At 76.2% G+C, this 19,316-nt stretch carries 22 protein-coding genes; 8 read left to right on the forward strand and 14 right to left on the reverse strand.

Annotated features, from left to right (window positions below; all coding sequences use genetic code 11):
• Positions 1-67 precede the first annotated feature (67 nt).
• The 6 genes from OG774_RS18095 to OG774_RS18120 form a co-directional block, all read right to left on the reverse strand.
• Complete coding sequence (locus tag OG774_RS18095) at positions 68-883, reverse strand: glycosyltransferase (protein WP_328302944.1); 816 nt, start codon at positions 881-883, stop codon at positions 68-70.
• Positions 880-1,488, reverse strand: coding sequence for a class I SAM-dependent methyltransferase (locus OG774_RS18100; RefSeq protein WP_328302946.1), 609 nt, complete (start codon positions 1,486-1,488; stop codon positions 880-882). The genes OG774_RS18095 and OG774_RS18100 overlap by 4 nt, the downstream gene beginning before the upstream one ends.
• On the reverse strand, positions 1,485-2,222 hold the full coding sequence (locus OG774_RS18105) for a PIG-L deacetylase family protein (RefSeq protein ID WP_328302948.1): 738 nt from the start codon (positions 2,220-2,222) through the stop codon (positions 1,485-1,487). Before OG774_RS18105 ends, OG774_RS18100 begins: the two co-directional genes overlap by 4 nt.
• Complete coding sequence (locus OG774_RS18110) at positions 2,219-3,184, reverse strand: hypothetical protein (RefSeq protein WP_328302950.1); 966 nt, start codon at positions 3,182-3,184, stop codon at positions 2,219-2,221. The genes OG774_RS18105 and OG774_RS18110 overlap by 4 nt, the downstream gene beginning before the upstream one ends.
• Positions 3,185-3,350: 166 nt before the next feature.
• Complete coding sequence (locus tag OG774_RS18115) at positions 3,351-4,700, reverse strand: amidase (protein ID WP_328302952.1); 1,350 nt, start codon at positions 4,698-4,700, stop codon at positions 3,351-3,353.
• A 134-nt stretch (positions 4,701-4,834) separates the two neighbouring features.
• Positions 4,835-5,443, reverse strand: a complete 609-nt coding sequence (locus OG774_RS18120; RefSeq protein WP_328302954.1) for a TetR/AcrR family transcriptional regulator — start codon at positions 5,441-5,443, stop codon at positions 4,835-4,837.
• A 68-nt stretch (positions 5,444-5,511) separates the two neighbouring features.
• Here OG774_RS18120 and OG774_RS18125 point away from each other — a divergent pair, with 68 nt between their 5' ends.
• A complete protein-coding gene (locus OG774_RS18125) occupies positions 5,512-5,916 on the forward strand; it encodes a RidA family protein (RefSeq protein WP_328302956.1) in 405 nt (134 codons plus the stop codon).
• Between the two features lie 12 nt (positions 5,917-5,928).
• Here the strand turns inward: OG774_RS18125 and OG774_RS18130 are convergent, their stop codons facing one another.
• Positions 5,929-6,762, reverse strand: coding sequence for an alpha/beta fold hydrolase (locus tag OG774_RS18130; RefSeq protein ID WP_328302958.1), 834 nt, complete (start codon positions 6,760-6,762; stop codon positions 5,929-5,931).
• Positions 6,763-6,887: 125 nt separating this feature from the next.
• Between OG774_RS18130 and OG774_RS18135 the strand changes: the two genes are divergently transcribed.
• Complete coding sequence (locus tag OG774_RS18135) at positions 6,888-7,754, forward strand: NmrA family NAD(P)-binding protein (protein WP_328302960.1); 867 nt, start codon at positions 6,888-6,890, stop codon at positions 7,752-7,754.
• 357 nt (positions 7,755-8,111) lie between these two features.
• On the opposite strand, the gene OG774_RS18140 is transcribed toward OG774_RS18135, so the two are convergent.
• The gene (locus OG774_RS18140) at positions 8,112-8,936 is read right to left on the reverse strand and encodes a thermonuclease family protein (RefSeq protein ID WP_328302962.1); all 825 of its coding nucleotides are present in this window, start codon (positions 8,934-8,936) and stop codon (positions 8,112-8,114) included.
• Positions 8,937-9,090: 154 nt separating this feature from the next.
• Here OG774_RS18140 and OG774_RS18145 point away from each other — a divergent pair, with 154 nt between their 5' ends.
• The gene (locus OG774_RS18145; protein ID WP_328302964.1) at positions 9,091-9,747 is read left to right on the forward strand and encodes a hypothetical protein; all 657 of its coding nucleotides are present in this window, start codon (positions 9,091-9,093) and stop codon (positions 9,745-9,747) included.
• A gap of 6 nt (positions 9,748-9,753) precedes the next feature.
• On the opposite strand, the gene OG774_RS18150 is transcribed toward OG774_RS18145, so the two are convergent.
• Positions 9,754-10,170, reverse strand: coding sequence for an ATP-binding protein (locus OG774_RS18150; RefSeq protein WP_328302966.1), 417 nt, complete (start codon positions 10,168-10,170; stop codon positions 9,754-9,756).
• A gap of 129 nt (positions 10,171-10,299) precedes the next feature.
• On the opposite strand from OG774_RS18150, the gene OG774_RS18155 reads away from it, so the two are divergent.
• Complete coding sequence (locus OG774_RS18155; RefSeq protein WP_328302968.1) at positions 10,300-10,665, forward strand: nuclear transport factor 2 family protein; 366 nt, start codon at positions 10,300-10,302, stop codon at positions 10,663-10,665.
• On the forward strand, positions 10,666-11,166 hold the full coding sequence (locus OG774_RS18160; RefSeq protein WP_328302970.1) for a hypothetical protein: 501 nt from the start codon (positions 10,666-10,668) through the stop codon (positions 11,164-11,166).
• Positions 11,167-11,170: 4 nt separating this feature from the next.
• Here the strand turns inward: OG774_RS18160 and OG774_RS18165 are convergent, their stop codons facing one another.
• On the reverse strand, positions 11,171-12,595 hold the full coding sequence (locus OG774_RS18165) for an MFS transporter (RefSeq protein ID WP_328302972.1): 1,425 nt from the start codon (positions 12,593-12,595) through the stop codon (positions 11,171-11,173).
• A gap of 5 nt (positions 12,596-12,600) precedes the next feature.
• Complete coding sequence (locus OG774_RS18170) at positions 12,601-12,978, reverse strand: DUF3099 domain-containing protein (RefSeq protein ID WP_328302974.1); 378 nt, start codon at positions 12,976-12,978, stop codon at positions 12,601-12,603.
• A gap of 241 nt (positions 12,979-13,219) precedes the next feature.
• Between OG774_RS18170 and OG774_RS18175 the strand changes: the two genes are divergently transcribed.
• Complete coding sequence (locus tag OG774_RS18175; protein ID WP_328302976.1) at positions 13,220-14,263, forward strand: oxygenase MpaB family protein; 1,044 nt, start codon at positions 13,220-13,222, stop codon at positions 14,261-14,263.
• Positions 14,264-14,270: 7 nt separating this feature from the next.
• Here the strand turns inward: OG774_RS18175 and OG774_RS18180 are convergent, their stop codons facing one another.
• Positions 14,271-15,440, reverse strand: a complete 1,170-nt coding sequence (locus OG774_RS18180) for a TetR/AcrR family transcriptional regulator (protein ID WP_328302978.1) — start codon at positions 15,438-15,440, stop codon at positions 14,271-14,273.
• Positions 15,437-16,297, reverse strand: coding sequence for an enoyl-CoA hydratase/isomerase family protein (locus OG774_RS18185; protein WP_328302980.1), 861 nt, complete (start codon positions 16,295-16,297; stop codon positions 15,437-15,439). Before OG774_RS18185 ends, OG774_RS18180 begins: the two co-directional genes overlap by 4 nt.
• Positions 16,298-16,479: 182 nt before the next feature.
• Between OG774_RS18185 and OG774_RS18190 the strand changes: the two genes are divergently transcribed.
• The gene (locus OG774_RS18190; protein ID WP_328302982.1) at positions 16,480-18,069 is read left to right on the forward strand and encodes an acyl-CoA synthetase; all 1,590 of its coding nucleotides are present in this window, start codon (positions 16,480-16,482) and stop codon (positions 18,067-18,069) included.
• A gap of 31 nt (positions 18,070-18,100) precedes the next feature.
• Here OG774_RS18190 and OG774_RS18195 read toward each other — a convergent pair whose 3' ends face one another.
• Positions 18,101-18,715 carry a serine hydrolase gene (locus tag OG774_RS18195; protein ID WP_328302984.1) on the reverse strand — a complete coding sequence of 205 codons (615 nt, stop codon included), beginning with the start codon at positions 18,713-18,715 and terminating at the stop codon, positions 18,101-18,103.
• Between OG774_RS18195 and OG774_RS18200 the strand changes: the two genes are divergently transcribed.
• Positions 18,669-19,307 carry a LysE family translocator gene (locus tag OG774_RS18200; RefSeq protein ID WP_328302986.1) on the forward strand — a complete coding sequence of 213 codons (639 nt, stop codon included), beginning with the start codon at positions 18,669-18,671 and terminating at the stop codon, positions 19,305-19,307. The two genes, OG774_RS18195 and OG774_RS18200, sit on opposite strands and share 47 nt — an antisense overlap.
• The last annotated feature ends 9 nt before the right edge of the window (positions 19,308-19,316 follow it).

A 19,316-nucleotide genomic window follows, 5' to 3' on the forward strand; every position in this document is an offset into this window, starting at 1 on the left:
GGGGATCGACCATGGCACGACTCCCGGGACGATCGGCGCCCGATGCGGACGCGCACGACTGGTGTGGTCACCGCCGCGGGTCTTGAGCGGTCGTACCGGCCGGCGGTGCTCCGGAGGAGATGTGGGCCGCCGAGCCGTTGTCACGTCCCCGCCGCTGGTCCGGACGGGGATCCTCCACCCTCCTGGTACCCGATGGATCGGCGATGACACGCCTGCCCGCGAGCCCGAGCAGATGTCTCGCGAAGCCGTCCGGGGCGCGACCGACGGTGCGGGCGCTGGTGGCGACGGGGTGCGCGCCGTCGCGGACGACGCGGAACCCGGCGCGGTCCAGGCGGTCGACGAGCGCGACGTCCTCGCCCGTGGCCCGCGGCGGGAAGCCACCGACGGCCTCGTAGGCGCGCGCCGCGATCCCGAGGCTGGCGCCGTGGACGTGACGGTGCGCGTCGCCGTCGCCGTTCTCGTAGGCGTCGCGGTAGCGCCTCCGCACCGGGGTCGGCAGGCCCCGCCAGTCCGCGACCTCGACGGTGCCGACCCAGGCGTCGGCGCCCTCGGCACGCGCGTCGAGCTGGGCGGCGAGCCAGTCGGGCGGCACCACGGAGTCGGCGTCGGTGGTCGCCAGCCACGACGGTCCGCGACCGAGCAGGGACGACGCCCCGGCCGCCCGCGCCCGCCCCACCGTGTGTGCGTCCAGCCGCAGCACCTCGACCCCGCACCGGCGGGCCACCGCCTCGGTGCGGTCGGTGCAGGCGTCGGCGACGACGAGCACGTCCACCCGCGCGCGGTCGGCGACGGCCCCGACGGCGGTCCGCAGGCCGGCGAGGCAGGCGGCGAGCAGCTCCTCCTCGTCGTGGGCGGGGACCACGACCCCCAGGACCGGCCTCACCGCAGCCCCGTCTCCTCGGCCACCGAGCGCGGCGGCGGCGGCACCCGGGCGTGGACGTCGAGCCGGAAGTCGGCCTCCTCGTGGCGCACGACCCGCGCCAGGCCCGGTCGCGTCTCCAGCTCGTCGTGCACCGCGTCGCCCTCGACGGGGTACTCCGGCGCCTCGCGCCGCCAGTGGATCGCGACCAGGTGCCCGCCCGGCTCGAGGGCGTCCTCGACCGCCCGCCAGAACGCCTCGCGGTCGCCCGCGTCGAGGTAGTAGACGACCTCCGAGGCCACGACCAGGTCGAACGTCCCGTCGGGCGCACGCTCCGGCAGCGCGCCGAGCTCGACGCGCACGCCGGACCGGTCGGCCAACCGCGCGCGCGTCGCCTCGACGGCCCGCTCGGCGGGGTCCCAGCAGACGAGCTCGTCGCAGCGCTCCGCCAGCCCCAGCGAGAGCGCACCGGACGCGCAGCCGGGCTCGAAGGCGCGCGCATAGCGCCGGCGCGGCAGGGCGGCCAGGACGACCGCGCGCTTGCGCTCCTCGTACCAGCCCTGCTCGATCCCCCACGGGTCGGCGGCGTCGGAGTAGAGCGCGTCGAAATACTCGGGTCCCAGTGTCACCGCGGCCCCCACACGATCTCGGCGTCACGGCGGAAGCGCGCCAGGACCGGCGCGGGCAGGATCGTCGCGTCCCGCGGGTCGTCCGACAGCGGGGCGATCTGGGTGGTGAAGCAGCCGATCGCGGCGGCCTTGGCGCGCCGGGCGGACGCGGGCAGCACCACCCGCCGGGCGCCGTCGAACGACACCGTCCCGAGGTCGGCCCAGTGCCAGAGCCACACCGGGTAGCGCCAGCACGCGACCCCGGCGCGCCGCGCCGCCCGCGCACCCCCGTCGCCGGTCGCGTCGTGGTCGGGGTGCCCGTCACCGTCGACGGGGACGAGGACGGTGTCGCCGTGGCGCAGCACCGCCCCGAGGCCGGCGGCGACGTCGTCCGCGGCGACCCCGCCGTCGGGCAGTTCGAGCCGGTGCACGCCCGCCCCGATCCCCAGCATCTCGAGCGCCGCGTGGCGCTCGTCGGCCCGGCGGTCGGCGAGCGTGGCCGGCGCCAGCGTCGGGCTGTCCGGGTGCGAGCCCTCGCCGTCGGTCACGGCGACGACCAGCACCTCGACCGGTGCCCAGGCCGCGAGGGTGCCGCCGACGCCGAGCACCTCGTCGTCGGGATGGGGTGCGACGACGACGACGCGACCCGGCGGGCGCACGGCGGCCGGGTCGCGCGCCGGGACCGTGTCCAGACCGCCCGCGGCCCACCACACGTCCTCGGGGGTCCCGTCCCCCTTCAGCGACGGCCCGCTCACAGCAGGAGGTCCTGGTCGCCGGCGAGCTCACCGAGGGTCGCGAGGTCCCGCTCGGCGTGGCTCTGGCGTACGTAGATCTCGAGGTCGGCGACCCGCTGCGCATGGTCGGCGTCGCGCGCCTGCGGGCCCGGGCCGAGCGCGCGCCCGGTGCGTCGCACCGCGCTCTCCACCGCGGCCTCCACGACCGCGCGCACGCGGACCGCGCGGCGCCGGGCCGCCGTGATCGCCTCGGCGTGCGCCCGGTCGTCCGGGACGTCGACGGCCGCGGCGGCCTCGCGCAGCAGCGCCCGCGCGCCGGCCAGCTCCGCGTCCACGGCCCCGAGGTGGGCGAGCCCGTGGTCGTCGAGGCGCCCGACGCGCCCGGCGTGCCGCAGCGGCGCCGCCACCCCGACCGCGCCGCCGAACCAGGCCGCCGCCACGGCGATGGCACCGTGCCAGAAGCCGGCGCGGTCCAGGTAGGTCTCCGGCCCCCCGACGGCGACGGCCGGGACGGCGTGCAGGTCGACGGTCGCGGCCGCGCTGCCCCGCATGCCGAGCGCCTGCCATGCGCCCGCCGCGACCTCGAGGCCCTCCTCCGCAAGGTCGACGGCGAACAGGCGGCGGCCGTCGTCGGCGTGCGCGGTGAGCAGCGCGTGGGTGCACGGGCCCGCGGCGCCCGAGCAGAACGGCTTGCGGCCGGTCAGCCGCCACCCGTCCCCGTCCGGCTCGGCGGTGAGCTTGTCGCTCGACGACTCCGCCGCCCACACCCCCCAGCACGAGCCGGGTGGAATCCCGGGGCCGCCGAGCTCGGAGACGATCGTCACGGCGTCGAGGTGGGCCTCGGCCAGGCGGGCGACGTCGAGGTCCTCGCCCGCCGCCCGGGCGAGCACCGCCCAATTGTGCAGGGTCCGGCCGTCGCCCCGTGGCGAGGGCGCCGTGCGGAACGCGTCCAGGACGGGGCGCAGGACGTCGGGGGAGGTCATCGCTCTCCTGGTGGCGGACGGCGCCCGACGGGTCGCGGCGCGGGACGGCCCGCCGGCGTCACCACGAGGCGGAGGCTGAACCCCGGGGCGGAGTGGGGGCCTCGCCGGGGTTGGGCGACACCCGCGCTCGGCGGACCGGGCTGTGGCTACCCGGCGTTCGGGGAACTCACCCGTGCGCCGTCGGGAGCACCGCGCGCTCGAGCTGGGCCGCCACCGACACCAGCCGCGCGTCGTGCCCCGGGCCCACGACGATCTGCACCGCCGGCGGCAGCCCGCCGTCCGACCCGCCCATCGGCACGACCGCCGCGGGCAGGCCGGTGTGGTTCCAGGCCGGAGTGTGGGCGTAGTGCCGGGCCTGCGCCAGCATCGTCGGCAGGCCCCGGCGGCCCGCCCAGTGCCCGACGGGCACCGCCGGGCCGCGCGCCGGAGGCGTGAGCAGCACGTCGACACCGAGGTCGGCGAGCACGCGGCGTCCCCACGCCTCCCCCTGGCGGCGGGCCGACCCGATCGCGGCGTCGGGGACGAGCCGCCCGATGCGCGCCACGTCGGCGGTGCGGGTCTCGAGCAGCGCGGGGTCGTCGACGTCCCCGGCCGCGGTGGCCAGGCCGTGCAGCATGCGGGCGACGAACCCGGCCGGCGCGGCGCCGTAGCGGACCCGCACGTCGCGCACCTCGTGCCCGAGCCCGGCGAGGAGCTCGGCGGACCGGCGGGCCGCGGCCTCGAGATCGGGGTCGAGGGGCAGCGCGGGTGCCACCGGCGACGCGAGGTCGACGCCGACCCGCAGGGCCGGCGGGTCCTGCTCCGCGGCGGTCGCCAGCGGGCTCGGGAAGTCGCCGACGAGGTCGAGGTAGAGCGCGGAGTCGGCGACCCGGCGCGTCAGGCAGCCCTGGACCGACAGCCCGTTCCAGCCGCCGCCCGGTGTGCGCCCGGCGCCCGGCTTGATCCCGACGAGCCCGCAGCACGCGGCGGGGATGCGGATGGAGCCCGCGCCGTCGCTCGCGGTCGCGATCCCGACGGCGCCGCCCGCCACGGCCGCCGCCGACCCGCCGGACGAGCCGCCCGAGGTGCGCGTCGGGTCGAGCGGGTTGCGGGTGATGCCGGAGAACGCCGACTCGGTGAACCCGTAGAGCGCGAGCTCGGGCAGCGTCGTCCGCCCGATCGGGACCGCACCCGCGCGGTGCAGGGCGGTGACGACCGGACCGTCCGCGCGCGCCGGCGTTCGGCGCGAGCGCGTGCCCCAGGACGTCACGTGGCCCGCGGCGTCGAGGTCGTCCTTGAGCGCGATCGGCACCCCGAGCAGCGGGCCGTCCTCCCCCGCGGCGCGCCGGCGGTCGGCCTCCTGCGCGGCGGCGTGGGCACCGTCGGCATCGATCGCGAGGAACGCGTTCACCTCGTCGTCGAGCGCCCGGGACGCGGCGACCGCCGCGGCGGCGAGGTCGACGGCGGTGACCCGGCCCTCGCGCAGCGCCGCGGCCTGGGCGCGGGGGGTGTCGGCGACGAGGGCGGCGGGGTCCACGGCGCGGAACCTAGTGCCCGGCCTCGACGGACGCCGATCGTCGGCAGCGGCGGACGGTCAGTACTTCGCTGCAGACGCTTCGGTTTTCGAAGCGTCGTCCCGGAGGGTGAGGCCGCCGGAGTGGAGCCGAGGGCCTACGACCTCGCCCATCCCAGCCGCACCGAGGCGGCGCAGCGCTCCGGGTCGTCGCCGGCGGCGGTGAACACCGCCGTCGCGAGGGCCGGGGAGTGCTCGTCGAGGGCGTCGTCGGGCAGGACGCCGGAGAGCACGAGCAGGAGCACGCCGTGCCCCGAAGCCCAGAAACGCGTGGCGACGGCGGTGGGGTCGGCGTCGACGAAGCGGCCGGCGTCGACCGCCCGCTGCGCCGCGTCGACGAGCAGCGCGAACCCCGCGCCGGCGGCCCCGGGGTCGGGCAGGTCCGCGGCGGCGTCGAACATCGCGCGGTAGAGCGCCGGGTTCTCGACCGCGTTCGCGGCGTAGGCGGCGCCGAGCGCGGCCAGGTCGCGCACGGGGTCGTCGGACGGGGACACCTCGGCCAGCCCGCGGGCCAGGCGCGCGAACCCCTCCTGCCGCACCGCGGCCCACAGCCCGGGCATGCCGTCGAAGTGCGTGTAGACGGCCATCGTCGACGTGCCGACGCGCCCGGCGAGCGCGCGCAGCGTCACCGGCTCGCGCGCGACGAGCATCGCGGCGGCCTGCTCGATGAGCGCGACGCGCACGGCGGGATCCGGGGTCCGGGGCACTTGCCCACGATACATAGCACTGCTATACCTAGCGAGACATAACACCGCTATCCAACCCGGAGGTCACCGTGACCGTCGAACTGCTCAACCCGGCCGGCCTGCCCGCTCCCGACATCTACCGCCAGGTCGCGGTGGCGACCGGCACGCGCACCGTCTACGTGTCCGGGCAGGTCGCCCGCACCGCGGACGGCACGCCGGTCGGCCCCGGCGACCTCGCGGCGCAGACCGAGCAGGCCTACCGCAACGTCGCCGTGGCGCTGGCGGGCGTCGGCGCGAGCCTCACCGACGTCGCGAAGATGACCGTCTACGTCGTGGACCTCGCCCCGGAGAGGATGGCCCTGTTCGGAGAGGGCGCGATGCGGGCCGCCGCCGACCTCGGCCTCGTCACGCCCGCCATCACGATGATCGGCGTGACCGCGCTCGGGGAGCCCGACCTGCTCGTCGAGGTCGAGGCGACGGCCGTGCTCCCCTGAGCGCGGCCGGGTTCAGCCCAGGAAGTCGAGCAGGGCGCGGTTGAACTCGTCGGCGTGGGTGGCGTTGAAGCCGTGGGGACCGCCCGCGATCACGACGACCTGGCTGTCCTTCACGGCCTCGGCGGTCCGCTTGCCCGACACCTCGAACGGCACGATCGCGTCCGAGTCGCCGTGCAGCACCAGCGTCGGGACGTCGATCTTGGCGAGGTCGTCGCGGAAGTCGGTGTAGCTGAAGGCCCGGATGCACTCCAGCGTGCCCTTCGGCGACGCGAACTCGGCGATCTCGCGGTGGTAGACCCGCGACGGCTCGCTGATCAGGTCGGTGCGGTCGCCCGCGGCGAAGAAGTTCGTCGTGAACCCGTCGAGGAACGCGATCCGGTCGCCGGTGACGCCGTCGAGGAAGCTCTGGATCGTCGCGTCGTCGAGGCCGCCGTCCGGGTTGTCGTCGGTCTTGTAGAGGTACGGCGGGACCGCACCGGCGAAGACCGCGCGGGCGACGCGCTCGCCGCCGTAGCGCCCGAGGTAGCGGGCCACCTCGCCGCCGCCCATGGAGAAGCCGACGAGCGTGGCGTCCCGCAGGTCGAGGTGGCGCAGGAGGGCGTCGAGGTCCGCGGCGAAGGTGTCGTAGTCGTAGCCGCCCCACGGCTGCGACGACGAGCCGAAGCCGCGGCGGTCGTAGGTGACGACGCGGTGCCCGGCCTCGACCAGGGCCGGGACCTGCTTCTCCCAGGAGCGACCCGACAGTGGCCACCCGTGGATGAGCACCACCGGACGCCCCGAGCCGTGGTCGGAGTAGTACAGGTCGATCGGGCTGCCGTTCTCGTCGCCGACGGTGAGCGTGGGCATGGGAATCCTTTCGATCTGGCCGATTCGGTCGTGCACGATCAACATTCCTGCACCCCGCGGATCACCGACGTCCGACGGGTGTCGGACCCCTGGGCCACGGTGGGCGGACGACGAGAGGAGTTCTGATGACGATCGCGATCACCACTCCCCGGGGCCATGTGGGGTCCCACGTCCTGCAACGCCTCGTGCAGGCCGGCGCGTTCCCGCGCGTGCTGATGCGCGACCCCGGCGCGCTCGACCCGGCCTGGCGCGAGCACGTCGACGCCGTGGCCTGCGACCAGGACGACGCGGACGCCGTGCTCGCGGCGACCCGCGGGGTCGAGGCCCTGTTCTGGGTGAACCCCACGCTCCACGAGGCCGACCCGGTGGCGGCGCACGCGCGCCTCGGCGGGCACGTCGCCCGCGCCGTCGCGGAGAACGGGATCGCGCGGACGGTGTTCCTGTCCAGCGTGGGCGCCGAGAAGCGCCACGGCGTCGGGGAGATCGACGGGCTGGCGCGCACCGAGGAGGCGCTGGACGCCACCGGTGCGCCGGTGCTGCACCTGCGGGCCGGCTACTTCTTCAGCAACCTGCTGGTGGACCTCGACGCGCTGCGGGAGGGGGTGCTGCGCACCGCGAACCCGCTCGACGCCCCGATGCCCTGGGTCGACCCGCGGGACATCGCCGAGGTCGCGGCCGGGCGCCTGCTCCACCCGTGGGAGAGCCGTGGGGTGACGGCGGTGCACGGGCCCGAGGACCTGACCTTCGCGCAGGTCGCGGACGTCCTCACCACCGCGCTCGGCCGCCCGGTGCGCGCCGAGCGCATCTCGGACGACGACCTGCGCGCGAGCCTGGGCGCGGTCGGGCTCGGCCGGGCGCAGGTCGAGGCGATCGTGGGCATGTCGACGGGCCTGCGCAACGACTTCGTGCCCGAGCAGCCGCGCTCGGTGCTCACCACCACCCCGAGCACGCTCGCGGGCTGGGCGCACGCGCACCTGCGACCGCTGCTCTGAGTGAGCAGTTCGGTCACCGTTCGTCCACGGAGGCCGACCATCCGCCGCTCGATCGGCCCCGCCTGATCGATCCCGTGGACGACGACCGAACGATCGCCGGGGTGACGGCGTTCACTGGGGACGAGCCACCCGGGACGCTCCGACGCCCGGGTCCGACAGGAAGGGCAGCAAGATGATCAAGAATCGGGAGCTGGCCCTCATCCCGGACTCCGCCCTCGGGCTGGTCGAGCCGTCCGCGACGTCACCGACGCCCCGGCGGGCGAGCAGTCACGCAACGCGCCCGGCACGAACTCCCGCGCCACGCTCACCGCGGTACCCGGAGCGAACACCCCGCTGAGCCGTCACTCGCGGGGGCGCTCACTCGCAGGCGACACCGTCCTTGTCGCGGTCGAGTGCCGCGCGGTACCCGGGCGCTCCGGCGCGCAGCGGTGCTGCGCCTGCGGCACGCGCCGCGCTGCAGTTCGCGTAGTACCCGCCACCGCCCGACGAGCCGCCCGACGAGCCGGCTGCCGCCCGCGGCGCGGTGCGCGGGGCCACCGGGCGCGGCGTGCGCGGGCGGTCGACGTCCGCGTCCGGGGTGCGCGTCGCCGTGGTGGTCCGCGGGGTGGTGGGTGCGGTGGACAGAGCCGTGCCGCAGCTCCGGCCGTCGGTGTCGAGGCGGCGCAGCGTCGACCGCACGGCGGTCGAGGCGTCGTTGCGTCCACGGGTGTAGATCGCGGTGTGGTCCTGGGTGACCATCGACGACGCGAAGTCGGCGCCCCCCGCGCCGACGTAGCGCAGCATGCGTCCGTAGCGGTCGCGGTCGACGCCGGGCTCGGCGGTCAGCGTCACGGGCGCGGAGAGCAGGCGGGTACGGGCCGCGGCGGTGGCGCGCCGGCCCCCGGGGGTGGCCGCCTCGCAGGAGTCGATGCCCAGCACACGGACCTCGTCGCCGGAGGCGAGCCGGAACGTGTCGCCGTCGATGACGTCGATGACCGACGCGGACATCGCCGCCGGGCCCGCCACCGCCGGGGCGACGGCCGGCATCGCACCGGGGGACGCCGCGCCGGACGACGCCGGGAGCGTCGAGGAGCTCGCGACGGTGCCGGCCGGCGGGACGGACGAGCCGGCGAGGTCCGTCACCGCGACCAGGCCGAACACGCCTGCCGCGATCCCGGACCAGACCTTGTGGGCGGTGCGCACGTCGTCGTCCCCTCAGCCGGTGTGATCGTCCGCCTTGTCGGGTCCGGTGGGCCGGTCGTTACGCACCGGACCGGTGGTGTCACGAAACGCCCGCTCCCGACGATGAAGCGACGTCCGGCTCGCGCGGTGCGGGTCCTGCGGAGGGATTCGGGGCATGGCGGGTGTGGTGACGACGGTGCTGATGTGGTTCTTGACCACCGGGTTGATCCTGGCCGTGCCCTTCGGCCTCTGGTGGCTCGTCGACCGGTCCCGGCGCCAGGCCCCGGCCCCCGCCCCGGCCCCCGCGCCGGCTCCGCTCCCGACGCCCCGCGCGCCCCTCGTCGCCGTCACCCCCGCGGCTCCGCGACGAGCCCCGGCGCCTCCCGCCGACCCGCCCACGGCCCCCGTGCCCGTCCCCCGCGGCTCCCGGACCCTCACCGTCGTCCCGGACCCCCGCCCGCGGGCCGGGGCCGCCGGCACGCCCGCCGACACGCCCGCTGACACCGACGAGATCCTGGCCCCCGAGCGCGAGGTCGTGGTGACCCGCGAGGAGGACCACCAGGACGTCCTGGCCGGGCACCACGCCCCGGGCCGGCCGCCGACGTCGGTGACCGTCGAGCTGTGCTCGTCGACGGTCTCCCGGGGCAAGTACCGCGGCGACTACGCGGTGGAGGTCCGCCTCGACGGCGCCCGGGTCGGCGAGCTCACCGCGGCGATGAGCGCCCGCTACCGCCACCTCGTCGACCTCGCGGGCCCGGTGCGGTGCCGCGGCGTGATCGACCACGGGGCCCGCGGCTTCCAGGTCGACCTGCGTCTCCCGGACGTCGTGTAGCGGCGGTCAGCCCGCGTGCCGCAGCGTGACCGTCGTCCCCGAGGGACCGGGCGTCACGGTGTAGGTCTCGGCGAGCTCCTCGATGAGGGCGAGGCCCCGCCCGCGGTAGCCGGCGCCCACCGACGGCGCGCGCCAGGTGCCGCTGTCCGAGATCGTGATGATCACCGCGTACGGCGCGGCCGACTCGCGGCAGGCGGCGAGCGTCATCGTGCCCGCCTCGTCGCGGTCGGCGTAGGCGTGCTCGGCGGCGTTCTCGAGCGCCTCGCTGACGGCGAGGGTCAGGTTGTCGACGGCGTCGTCGTCGCCCTCGGCGAGGGCCCCGGTCAGCCAGCGGCGCAGGGCGCGGCGCAGCCGTCCGACGTGCGCGGCCGTGGCGGGCACCTCGAGGTGCAACGTGTCGGACCCGGCGTCGACCTCGACCACGCGCGCCCCACCTCCGCGACCCGGATCCCGACCTCGCCCGACCGTAGGCTGTTCCCGCTGCACGCCTACTCCAATCCGGCGACCCCACCGGTCACCGACGAGCCCCGACCACTCCCCCGAAAGGCCCGTATGAGCACGACGTTCCGCTCGGCGATCGAGTCCCACGACGTCGAGGCCGCCATCGCGCTGCTCACCGCCGACGTCGAGTTCCACAGCCCCGTCGTCCACTCGCCGTACCGGGGGCGCGACGCCGTGGCACCCATCCTGCGAGCGGTCGTCGAGGTCTTCGAGGGCTTCCGCTACGTCGCCGAGATCGGTGCGGGCGCCGACGAGCACGTCCTGGTCTTCCGCGCGCACGTCGGCGACCGCGAGCTCGAGGGCATCGACCTGCTCCACCACGACGACAGCGGGGCGATCGACCGGCTGACGGTCATGATCCGCCCGCTGTCCGCGCTGCAGGCGGTGGCCGCGGCGATGCGCGAGAAGTTGACGTAGGTGGACCCCGCCTACGACGCCGAGGCGTGGTCCGACTTCGCCGCGGGCATGGCCGGGGCCGCGGCCGCGCTCGCCGGCCTGCTGTTCGTCGCCGTCTCGATCAACATCCAGACGATCCTGGCCGGCCACGGCATCGCCCGCCGCGCCGCCCAGGCCCTGATCCTGCTGGCGCTGCCGGTGTTCCTCTCGCTCGTCCTGCTGGTCCCCGGGCAGTCCGACGTCGCCCTCGGGATCGAGCTGCTCGCGATCTCCGCGGTGATCGTCCCGGCGCTCGGCATCCTGGCGAGGCCCGGCACCCGCGCCCCCGAGCAGTCGAGGGCCTCGTGGCTCGGGACGAACGTCGTGCCGTCGGCGATCGTCGCCCTCGCGCCCGCGGTCGCCGGGATCGGCCTGCTCACCGAGTCGCTCGGCGGCCTCTACTGGCTCCCCGTCGCGGTGGCGCTCGCCCTGGCCGCGGGCCTGATCAACGCGTGGGTACTGCTCGTCGAGATCCTGCGGTAGGGCGCTACGCGCGGTCCGGGACGCCCCGCGCGGCGGGGCGGGCGGCGAGGGCACCGACGACCGCGACGACGGCGAACGTCGCGAAGAGCCAGCGGGCCGAGGCGAGCGGGTCGGCGCCCCCGAGGGCGAGGCTCGCGCCGCCCAGCGCGGTGCCGACGGAGGTGGCGAGCATCTGCACGGTCGTCACCGCGGCGGAGGCCTTGTCGGCCTCGCTCTCGTCGGGGGCCGCACCGGAGGTGTCGAGATCGGGGTCGTCGTCGGCACCGCCGATCGCGGCGGCGGCGAGGTGCGGCCAGGCCGTCCCGATGCCGAGCCCGCCCGCGGCGAGCCCGACGGCCCAGAGCACAGCCCCCCAGGTCCCGGCAGCGAGCGGGTCGAGCACGAGCAGGGTGACCGCGACGACGACGGTGCCGGCCGCGAGGAGCGCCGGGCCGAGGAGCACCCGGCCCCGGGGCCGGCGGCCGGACGCGCTGACGATCTCGCCGGCGACCCACCCGGCGCCGAGGGCGACGCCCAGGAACCCGGCGGCGACCGGCGCGAGGCCGGCGACGCGCTGCCCGACCAGCGGCACGAACGCCTCGAGCCCGGCCACCCCGACGAGCACGGCGCTCAGCCCGTAGATCCAGGGCAGCGCCGAGCCCGGGCGGAACGTGGCGCGCGGCAGGACGGCGGCGGTGGTGCGCCGCTCGTGGCGCAGGAACAGCACGATCAGCACCGCGGCGGCGGCGAGGCCGGCGCCCGCCACGCGCACGTCGGCGGCCAGGCCCGCGACGCTCAGCACCGCCGCGGCGGCGCCGACGTAGAGCACCGAGCCGAGCGGGAACGGGCCCGGTGCGATCCGGGCGCGGGTGCGGTGCAGGGCCGAGGGCACGATCGCGGCGATCGCCAGGGCGGCGGCGACGAGCACGCCGAACGCCCAGCGCCACTGCCCCGCCCCGGCGAGGACGCCGCCGAGCCCGGGGCCGACGACCAGCGCGACGCCCCACATCGTGGCGATCACGGCGCTGCCCCGCGTCCAGAGGGCGCGCGGCAGCGAGACGCGGATGAGGGCATAGCCCATGCCGGCGAGCAGGCCGCCGCCGACGCCCTGCAGGAGCCGGCCCACGAGGAACACGGCCATCGAGGAGGCGAGCGCCCCGACCAGCGCGCCCGCGGCGAACACCGCGAGCGCGACGAGGTAGGCGCGCGCGGCCGGGACGGTCGCGAGGACCCTGCTGACCAGCGCGGACGTGACGACGGCGGCGAGGAGGAACACGGTGGTGGGCCAGGCGTAGAAGGCCTCGCCGCCGATCTCGGCGACCGCGGACGGCATCAGGCTCGCGGTGATGTAGGTGTCCACCGCGAACATCAGCGTGCCGCCCGAGAGCACCGCCATCGCCCCGCGGTGCTCCCGGGCCACCAGCTGGGCCCAGGACCCCTCGCCGGCCATCGGGCTCAGGCCGCCCGGTCCGGCGGGACGTCGATGACGACGCCCGTCCCGAGCGCCTTCGTCTCGGGGGCCTCGAGGACGCGGTCCGGGCGGTAGCGGGCCACCTTCTCGGCCTTGCGCGGCGGCCCGTCGTTGGCGATGAGCACCGCCACCCAGGGCAGCGGTACGGACAGGACGACGATCACGGCGGCGGCGATGCTCCACCCGAAGCCGAGGGCCAGCACGCCGGCCAGGACGAGGCACGGGATGCGCAGGGACATGATGAGCGAGTAGCGGCGCCTGCGGGCGGCGAACTCCGCCGCGGGCGAGACGGCCGCGCCGGTGATGAGGACCGGGCTGGTGCCGGCCGGGCCGGCGCTGACTGGGCTGTGGTGACGTCGCACGACGCACTCCCTCTCCGGACCCCGATGTCCGGTGACGTCCGGCCGTCGATCTCGGTGCGATGTCGGGCCGGCATCAGGATCAACACCGCGACGGACCGCACGCATCCGCCCCTCCGGACCGGCCGACGGTGGGTCCGGTCACCCGTGGCGGTGATTCCGCCGAAGTTGGTCGGACACGAGGTATGGCCTACTTCAGGTAACTGTTACCTTCTGTTGCAGATCACCATCGGAGGGAGTCGACATGGGTGTCGTGCGGCGGTCGGGGCGCGGGGCAACGCAGCACGCCGACTACGGGTTCTTCGGACCGGAGTCGGTGACCTGGAAGGTGTGGTCCTACCCGACGTCCCTGGCGCTCGGCTTCCTGCGCGCCGTGGTGGTCGAGGAGCTCGACCCGTTCCTGCTCGCGTCGGTCGCGCAGTCCGGGCAGGTCCAGGCCCGCCCCCGCCTGCGCTACGACCGCACGATGCAGTACTTCGCGACGGTGAAGTTCGGCGACACCGCGTCCGTCCTCGCGGCCGCGGACACCCTCATGAAGATTCACGCGCGGGCGATCGGCACCGACCCGGTCACCGGGCGCCCGTTCGACGCCAACGACCCCGACTCGCAGCTGTGGATCCACCTCACCGCATGGCACTCGATCCTCTACACCTACGAGGTGTTCGGGCCCGGGAAGCTCCCGGCGCACGAGGAGGAGCAGTACTGGGAGGAGTGCGCCCGCGCGGCGGAGTTCCAGACCATCGACCCCGCCGACGTGCCGCGCACCCGCGAGGGCATCCGCGCCTACTTCGAGGCCTACCGGCCGCGACTGATCGCCTCCGAGGTCGCCCAGGGCATGATGGACTTCCTGCTCGACGCCGACGCGATCGTGCTGCCGCCCGAGCTGCCGACGCCGCTGCGGCGGCTGTTCACCGCGGCGACGCGGCGCGCCGTGATCGCCACGCTGCCCCGGTGGATGCGCCGCCTCGGCGGGATGCCGCAGCCGGCCGTCGTCGACGCCCTGGCGGTCGCGGTGACCCGCCCGGTCATCCGCCTGCTCGCGGCCAGCACCACCCTGCAGCTCGCGCTGCTGCGGGTCGCGTCGCCGCGGACGGTGCCGGTGCTGGAGCCGGTGCTGCGCGGGACCCCCGCGGTCACCCCGGTCGTGTCGAGCCCCGCCGAGGCCTACGCCGCGCACGGGCCGACGCCGCGCGAGCAGTACGCCGCGCTGCTCGCCGCCCGCGCCCGCAAGGAGGGTCCCGCGCCCTACCCGCCGGCCCACCGCGAGCCGGTGCTGGACTTCGCCTGAGGGGTCGCTACCCCTCCGCCGCCAGCACCGCCTCGGCGAGGGCCGCGATCCGCGCCCGGGCGCCGGGCTGCACGGCGAGGTGGGGGACGCGGGTCAGGCCGTTGATCAGCGCGAGCGCGGCGTGGACGAGCACCCGGGCCTCGGGCGCCGGGAGCCCGGGCCGCGCGGCGGCCAGGAGCGCGACCCACTCGGCGACGTAGTCGCGCTGCGAGCGCCGCAGCTCGTCGCGGCTCGGGGCGGGCAGGTGGATGACCTGCGAGACGAGGACGCTGACGATCTCGGGGTTGTCGGCGACGAAGGCCGTGTAGTCGGCGGCCAGCCGCGCCACGGCGTCCGGGGCGTCCCGCGCCCGCCCGAGCGCGTGGTGCAGGCCCAGCCACAGCGCCTCGTTCCCGCGGTGCAGGGTGCGGAGCAGGAGGTCGGGCTTCGTCGCGAAGTGCCGGTAGACGCTCGGCCCGGCGATGCCGGCCGCGGCGCCGATGTCCCCGAGGCCGACCGCCGGGTAGCCGCGCTCGCCGAACAGCCGCGTCGCGGCCGCGAGCAGGGCCTCGCGGCGCGAGGCCGGCGCGAGCACGCCCGGTCGCGCCGGGTCGGCCGACGGCCCGCTCGCCGGCGGGAGGGGCTCGGCGAGCACGGCCCGCGCCGCGCCCGCCAGCAGGGGGCGGAAGCGCGCGTCGTCCAGCTGGTAGCGGTGGTGCGACGGGCTGTCCACCACCGCCAGCGCGGCCCACGCCCGCAGGTCGGCCGTCGCCGGGTCGGGCTCGGCGCACCGCGCGGCGACGACGCCCGCCACCGCCCGCAGGCGGTGACGGATCGCGCGCCGCGCCTCCGCGGGCAGGTGGCCGGACTCCCGCTCCCAGAGCAGGCCGAACTCGCGGCGTTCCAGGGTCAGGGCGGCGAGGCCGTCGACGAGATCGCCACCTGGATGACTGTCGGCGGGCTCCTCGACCAGGCGCTCGATGCGGGCCAGGTGCTCGTCGAGGATGGCGAGGAGCAGCTCCTCCTTGCCGCGGACGTGGCGGTACAGAGCGCTCGGCGCGATCCCCACCGCCGTCGCGACGTCCGCCATCCCGACCTGGTGGTAGCCCAGCGACCAGAACCGGGCCGCCGCGGCGGCGAGGATCTGCCGGCGACGGTCCCGGGGCCGCCGGCGCACCGGCGCGGCCGGTGACGTCACCGCTCGTCCTCGGGCACCCGCGGAGCGAAGCGCGGGCGGCGGCGCTCGAGGAACGAGGTGACGCCCTCCACGCAGTCCGGCCCCCGGATCAGCTCGACGATCGTCCGGCTCTCCGCCTCGGACGCGACCCCGGCGTCGGCCGGCGCGGCGCGCAGCAGCGCCTTGGTGGCCGCGACCGCCGTCGGCGACGTGCGGGCGACGATCGCCCCCGCCCATTCCTGCGCCCGCGCGAGCAGCTGGTCGCGGGTCGTGGTCGAGGCCAGGAAGCCCGCGGACTCTGCCTCGCGGGCGTCGACGAGGCGCCCGGAGAGCAGCCAGTCCGCCGCCCGGCCGCCGCCCACCACGCGCGGCAGGTGGTGGGTCGAGGCGCCCTCCGGGCAGACGCCGAGCCGTGTGAACGGGAACCCGATGCGGGTCTCGGGCGTCGCGAAGCGCACGTCGGCCCCGAGCGCGACGGTCGCGCCGCCGCCCACGGCGTCACCGTTGAGGGCCGCGACCACGGGGACCTCGAGCCTCGCCATCGCCGCCGTCACGCGACCGGCGGGCTCGCGGTAGCCGGGCCGGTCGGCTCCGTCGGCGTCGAGGAGGTCCCGGAGCGCTTCCGGACCGCGGGTGAGGTCCGCGCCGACGCTGAACACGTCCCCGGCTCCGGTGAGGACCACGGCGCGCACCCGCGCGTCGGCGTGGCAGGCGGTGAGCGCCTCGAGGAGGGCGTCCGCGAAGCCCGAGGTCAGCGCGTTGCGCGGCGGCCGGTCGAGGACGAGCGTCGCGACGCCGCCGTCGAGCGCGACGCGCACGACGCCGTCCTCCGCGCCGTCACGGGATGTGAACGATGATTCGCGCGCGGTGAGCGTCACGTGGCCGACCGTTCCCGGAGCGTGACGACGCACGCGCCGGCGGTGGCGCCCGCCGACGGCAGGCCACCGGAGGTGCTGTGCGCTCGGCCCATGCCGCTCCTCCCGCCCGGAACGGACACTTCCCCACCCCCGCGTGACGTGGTTCACTGACGCCGCAGCAAGCTAATCACGGTTCACATCGCGTGGGCAACGACCCGGCCTGCACCGACACCGAGGACCCGGCCATGGAGATCACCCAGGCGCTGCACCGCGCCGCTCAGCAGACCCCCGAGCTGCCCGCGACGATCGCGGGCGAGCGCGTCCGCACCTGGGCGGAGTGCCGCGACCGCGTGGCCCGTCTCGCCGGCGCGCTGCACGCGCTCGGGGTGGGCCCGGGCGACCGCGTCGCGATGCTCTCGCTGAACTCCGACCGCTATCACGAGTACCTGTTCGCGGTGCCGTGGGCGGGCGGCGTCGTCACGCCGGTGAACATCCGCTGGAGCCCCGCGGAGATCGCGTTCTCGCTGGAGGACGCGGGCGCGACGGTCCTGCTCGTCGACGACACGTTCGTCCCGGCCGTGCCCGCGGTCCTGGCGGCCGCGCCGGTCGTCCGCACCGTCGTCCACTGCGGCGACGGCGACGTCCCCGAGGGGATGGTGTCCTTCGAGGCGCTCGTCGCCGGGCACGAGCCGGTGCCGGACGCGCGCCGCGGCGGCGCCGAGCCCTACGGCGTCTACTACACCGGCGGCACCACGGGTACGCCCAAGGGCGTCGTGCTCAGCCACGCGAACCTGCTCGCCTCGGCGCTGGGCAGCGCGGCCTCCGGCTCGTTCATGACGCCGGGCGGGCGCCTCCTGCACGCCGCGCCGATGTTCCACCTCGCCGACGGCGCCGCGTGGGTGGCGCGCAACGTCGTGGGCGGCACCCACGTGATCGTCCCGATGTTCACGCCGGCCGGGGTCGCCGACGCGATGGCGCGCCACGAGGTCACCGACGTCCTGCTCGTCCCCACGATGATCCAGATGCTGGTCGACGCCCCGGAGGCCCTCGAGGCCGACCTGACCAGCCTGCGGAACCTCATCTACGGCGCGTCGCCGATCTCCGAGGCCGTCCTCGAGCGCGCCGCGAAGCGCCTGCCCGCCGCCGAGTTCACGCAGGCCTACGGGATGACCGAGCTCTCGCCGGTGGCGACGCTGCTCTCCCCCGCCGACCACGCCGTCGACCGGCTGCGGCGCTCGGCCGGGCGGGCCGCGCCGCACAGCGAGGTGTGGATCGTCGACGAGGACGACCGCGAGGTCCCCCGCGGCACGGTCGGCGAGATCGTCTGCCGCGGCCCGCATGTGATGCTCGGGTACTGGAACCGCCCCGAGGAGACCGCGACGGCGCTGCGCGGCGGCTGGATGCACACCGGGGACGGCGGGCGGATGGACGACGAGGGGTACGTCTACGTCGTCGACCGGATCAAGGACATGATCGTCTCCGGCGGCGAGAACGTGTACTCGGTCGAGGTCGAGAACGCGCTGGCCAAGCACCCCGACGTCGCCTCCTGCGCGGTGATCGGCGTGCCCGACGACGAGTGGGGCGAGCGCGTCCACGCCGTGGTCGTGCCGGCCGCGGGCGCCACACCCGACGCCGACGCGCTCCGCGAGCACGTCAAGGGCCTCATCGCGGGCTACAAGGCGCCCCGCACCGTCGAGCTCCGCGAGGCCCTGCCGATCTCCGGCGCCGGCAAGATCCTCAAGCGTGAGCTGCGCGCCGAGCACTGGCAGGCGGCCGACCGCGGGGTCTCCTGAGGCACCCTCAGAGACCCGGGCCGGGCCGGCCTCAGAGCGCGTCGTACAGGGCGCCCTCGAAGTCCTGGTAGAGCTTCCAGGCCTCGTGCTCGGGGATGAAGGGCAGCGAGTTGGTGTAGATCGACGCGCACACACCGCTCGTGCGGTCGATGAAGAAGTGGGTGTTCAGCAGGCCCGCCCAGGCACCGGTCCAGGCGCGCCGGGCGCCGGGGATGTCGCGGGTGTTGAGCAGCAGCCCGTAGCCCCAGGTCCAGCCCTCGCCGAGCTTCAGGGTGTCGGTGATGGCCGGGTCCGCCGTGACGATCTCGGTGGGCATCGGCACGCCGTTGAGCTGGTCGCTGAACGCCGCGTCCACCGTTTCCGGGCGCAGGATGCGGACGCCGTCGAGCTCCCCGCCGCGCAGCAGCGCCCGCTCGAAGCGGATGTAGTCGCGCGGGGTGGAGTGCAGGCCGTGGCCGCCCGCCCACCACTGCGGGTCGTCGGGCAGCACGTTGCCGGCCGAGCCCCAGGTGCCGTCCTCGCCCTTGACGTCCGAGGCGCCGCGGACCGTGCCCCGAAACCCCTCGACGCCGGGGTCCGCGTGCCCGACGCTCGGGCTCGTGTCCGACCGTCTGCTCGCGTTCCTCGTCGCCGCGGTGGTCTTCATCGCGATCCCCGGGCCCAGCGTCGTGTTCGCGATCGGGCGGGCCCTCGTGGCCGGCAGGCGCCGCGCCGTCTGCTCGGTGGTGGGCAACTCCGCCGGGGTCGCCGTGCAGGTGGTCGCGGTCGCCGTCGGTCTCGGCGCGGTGCTCGAGCGCTCCGCGCTGGCGTTCACCGTCGTCAAGCTCGCCGGGGCGGCCTACCTGATCGCGCTCGGCCTGCTGGCCATCCGGCACCGCCACCGGACCAGCGGTGCGCTGACCGGCCCGGAACCCGCGGCCCTGCCCACCTGGTGGCGGTGTCTCGTGGACGGTGTCGTCGTCGGCGTGCTGAACCCCAAGAGCGCGCTCTTCTTCGTCGCGTTCCTGCCGCAGTTCGCGGACCCGGCGGGGGCGATCGGCACCCAGATCCTCCTGCTCGGCCTGGTCGTCGTGGGCATCGGCCTGGTGCTCGACAGCGCCTGGGCGCTCTCCGCCGGCACGGCCCGCGCCTGGTTCGCGCGCTCGCCCCGGCGCCTCGCCGCCCTCGGCACCGCCGGCGGCGTGTCGATGGTCGGCCTCGGCGTCGGTCTCGCGACGACGTCCCGCGCGACGGGCTAGACCTCCCGG

The sequence above is a fragment of the Actinomycetospora sp. NBC_00405 genome (assembly GCF_036044095.1).
GTDB lineage: Bacteria > Actinomycetota > Actinomycetes > Mycobacteriales > Pseudonocardiaceae > Actinomycetospora > Actinomycetospora callitridis.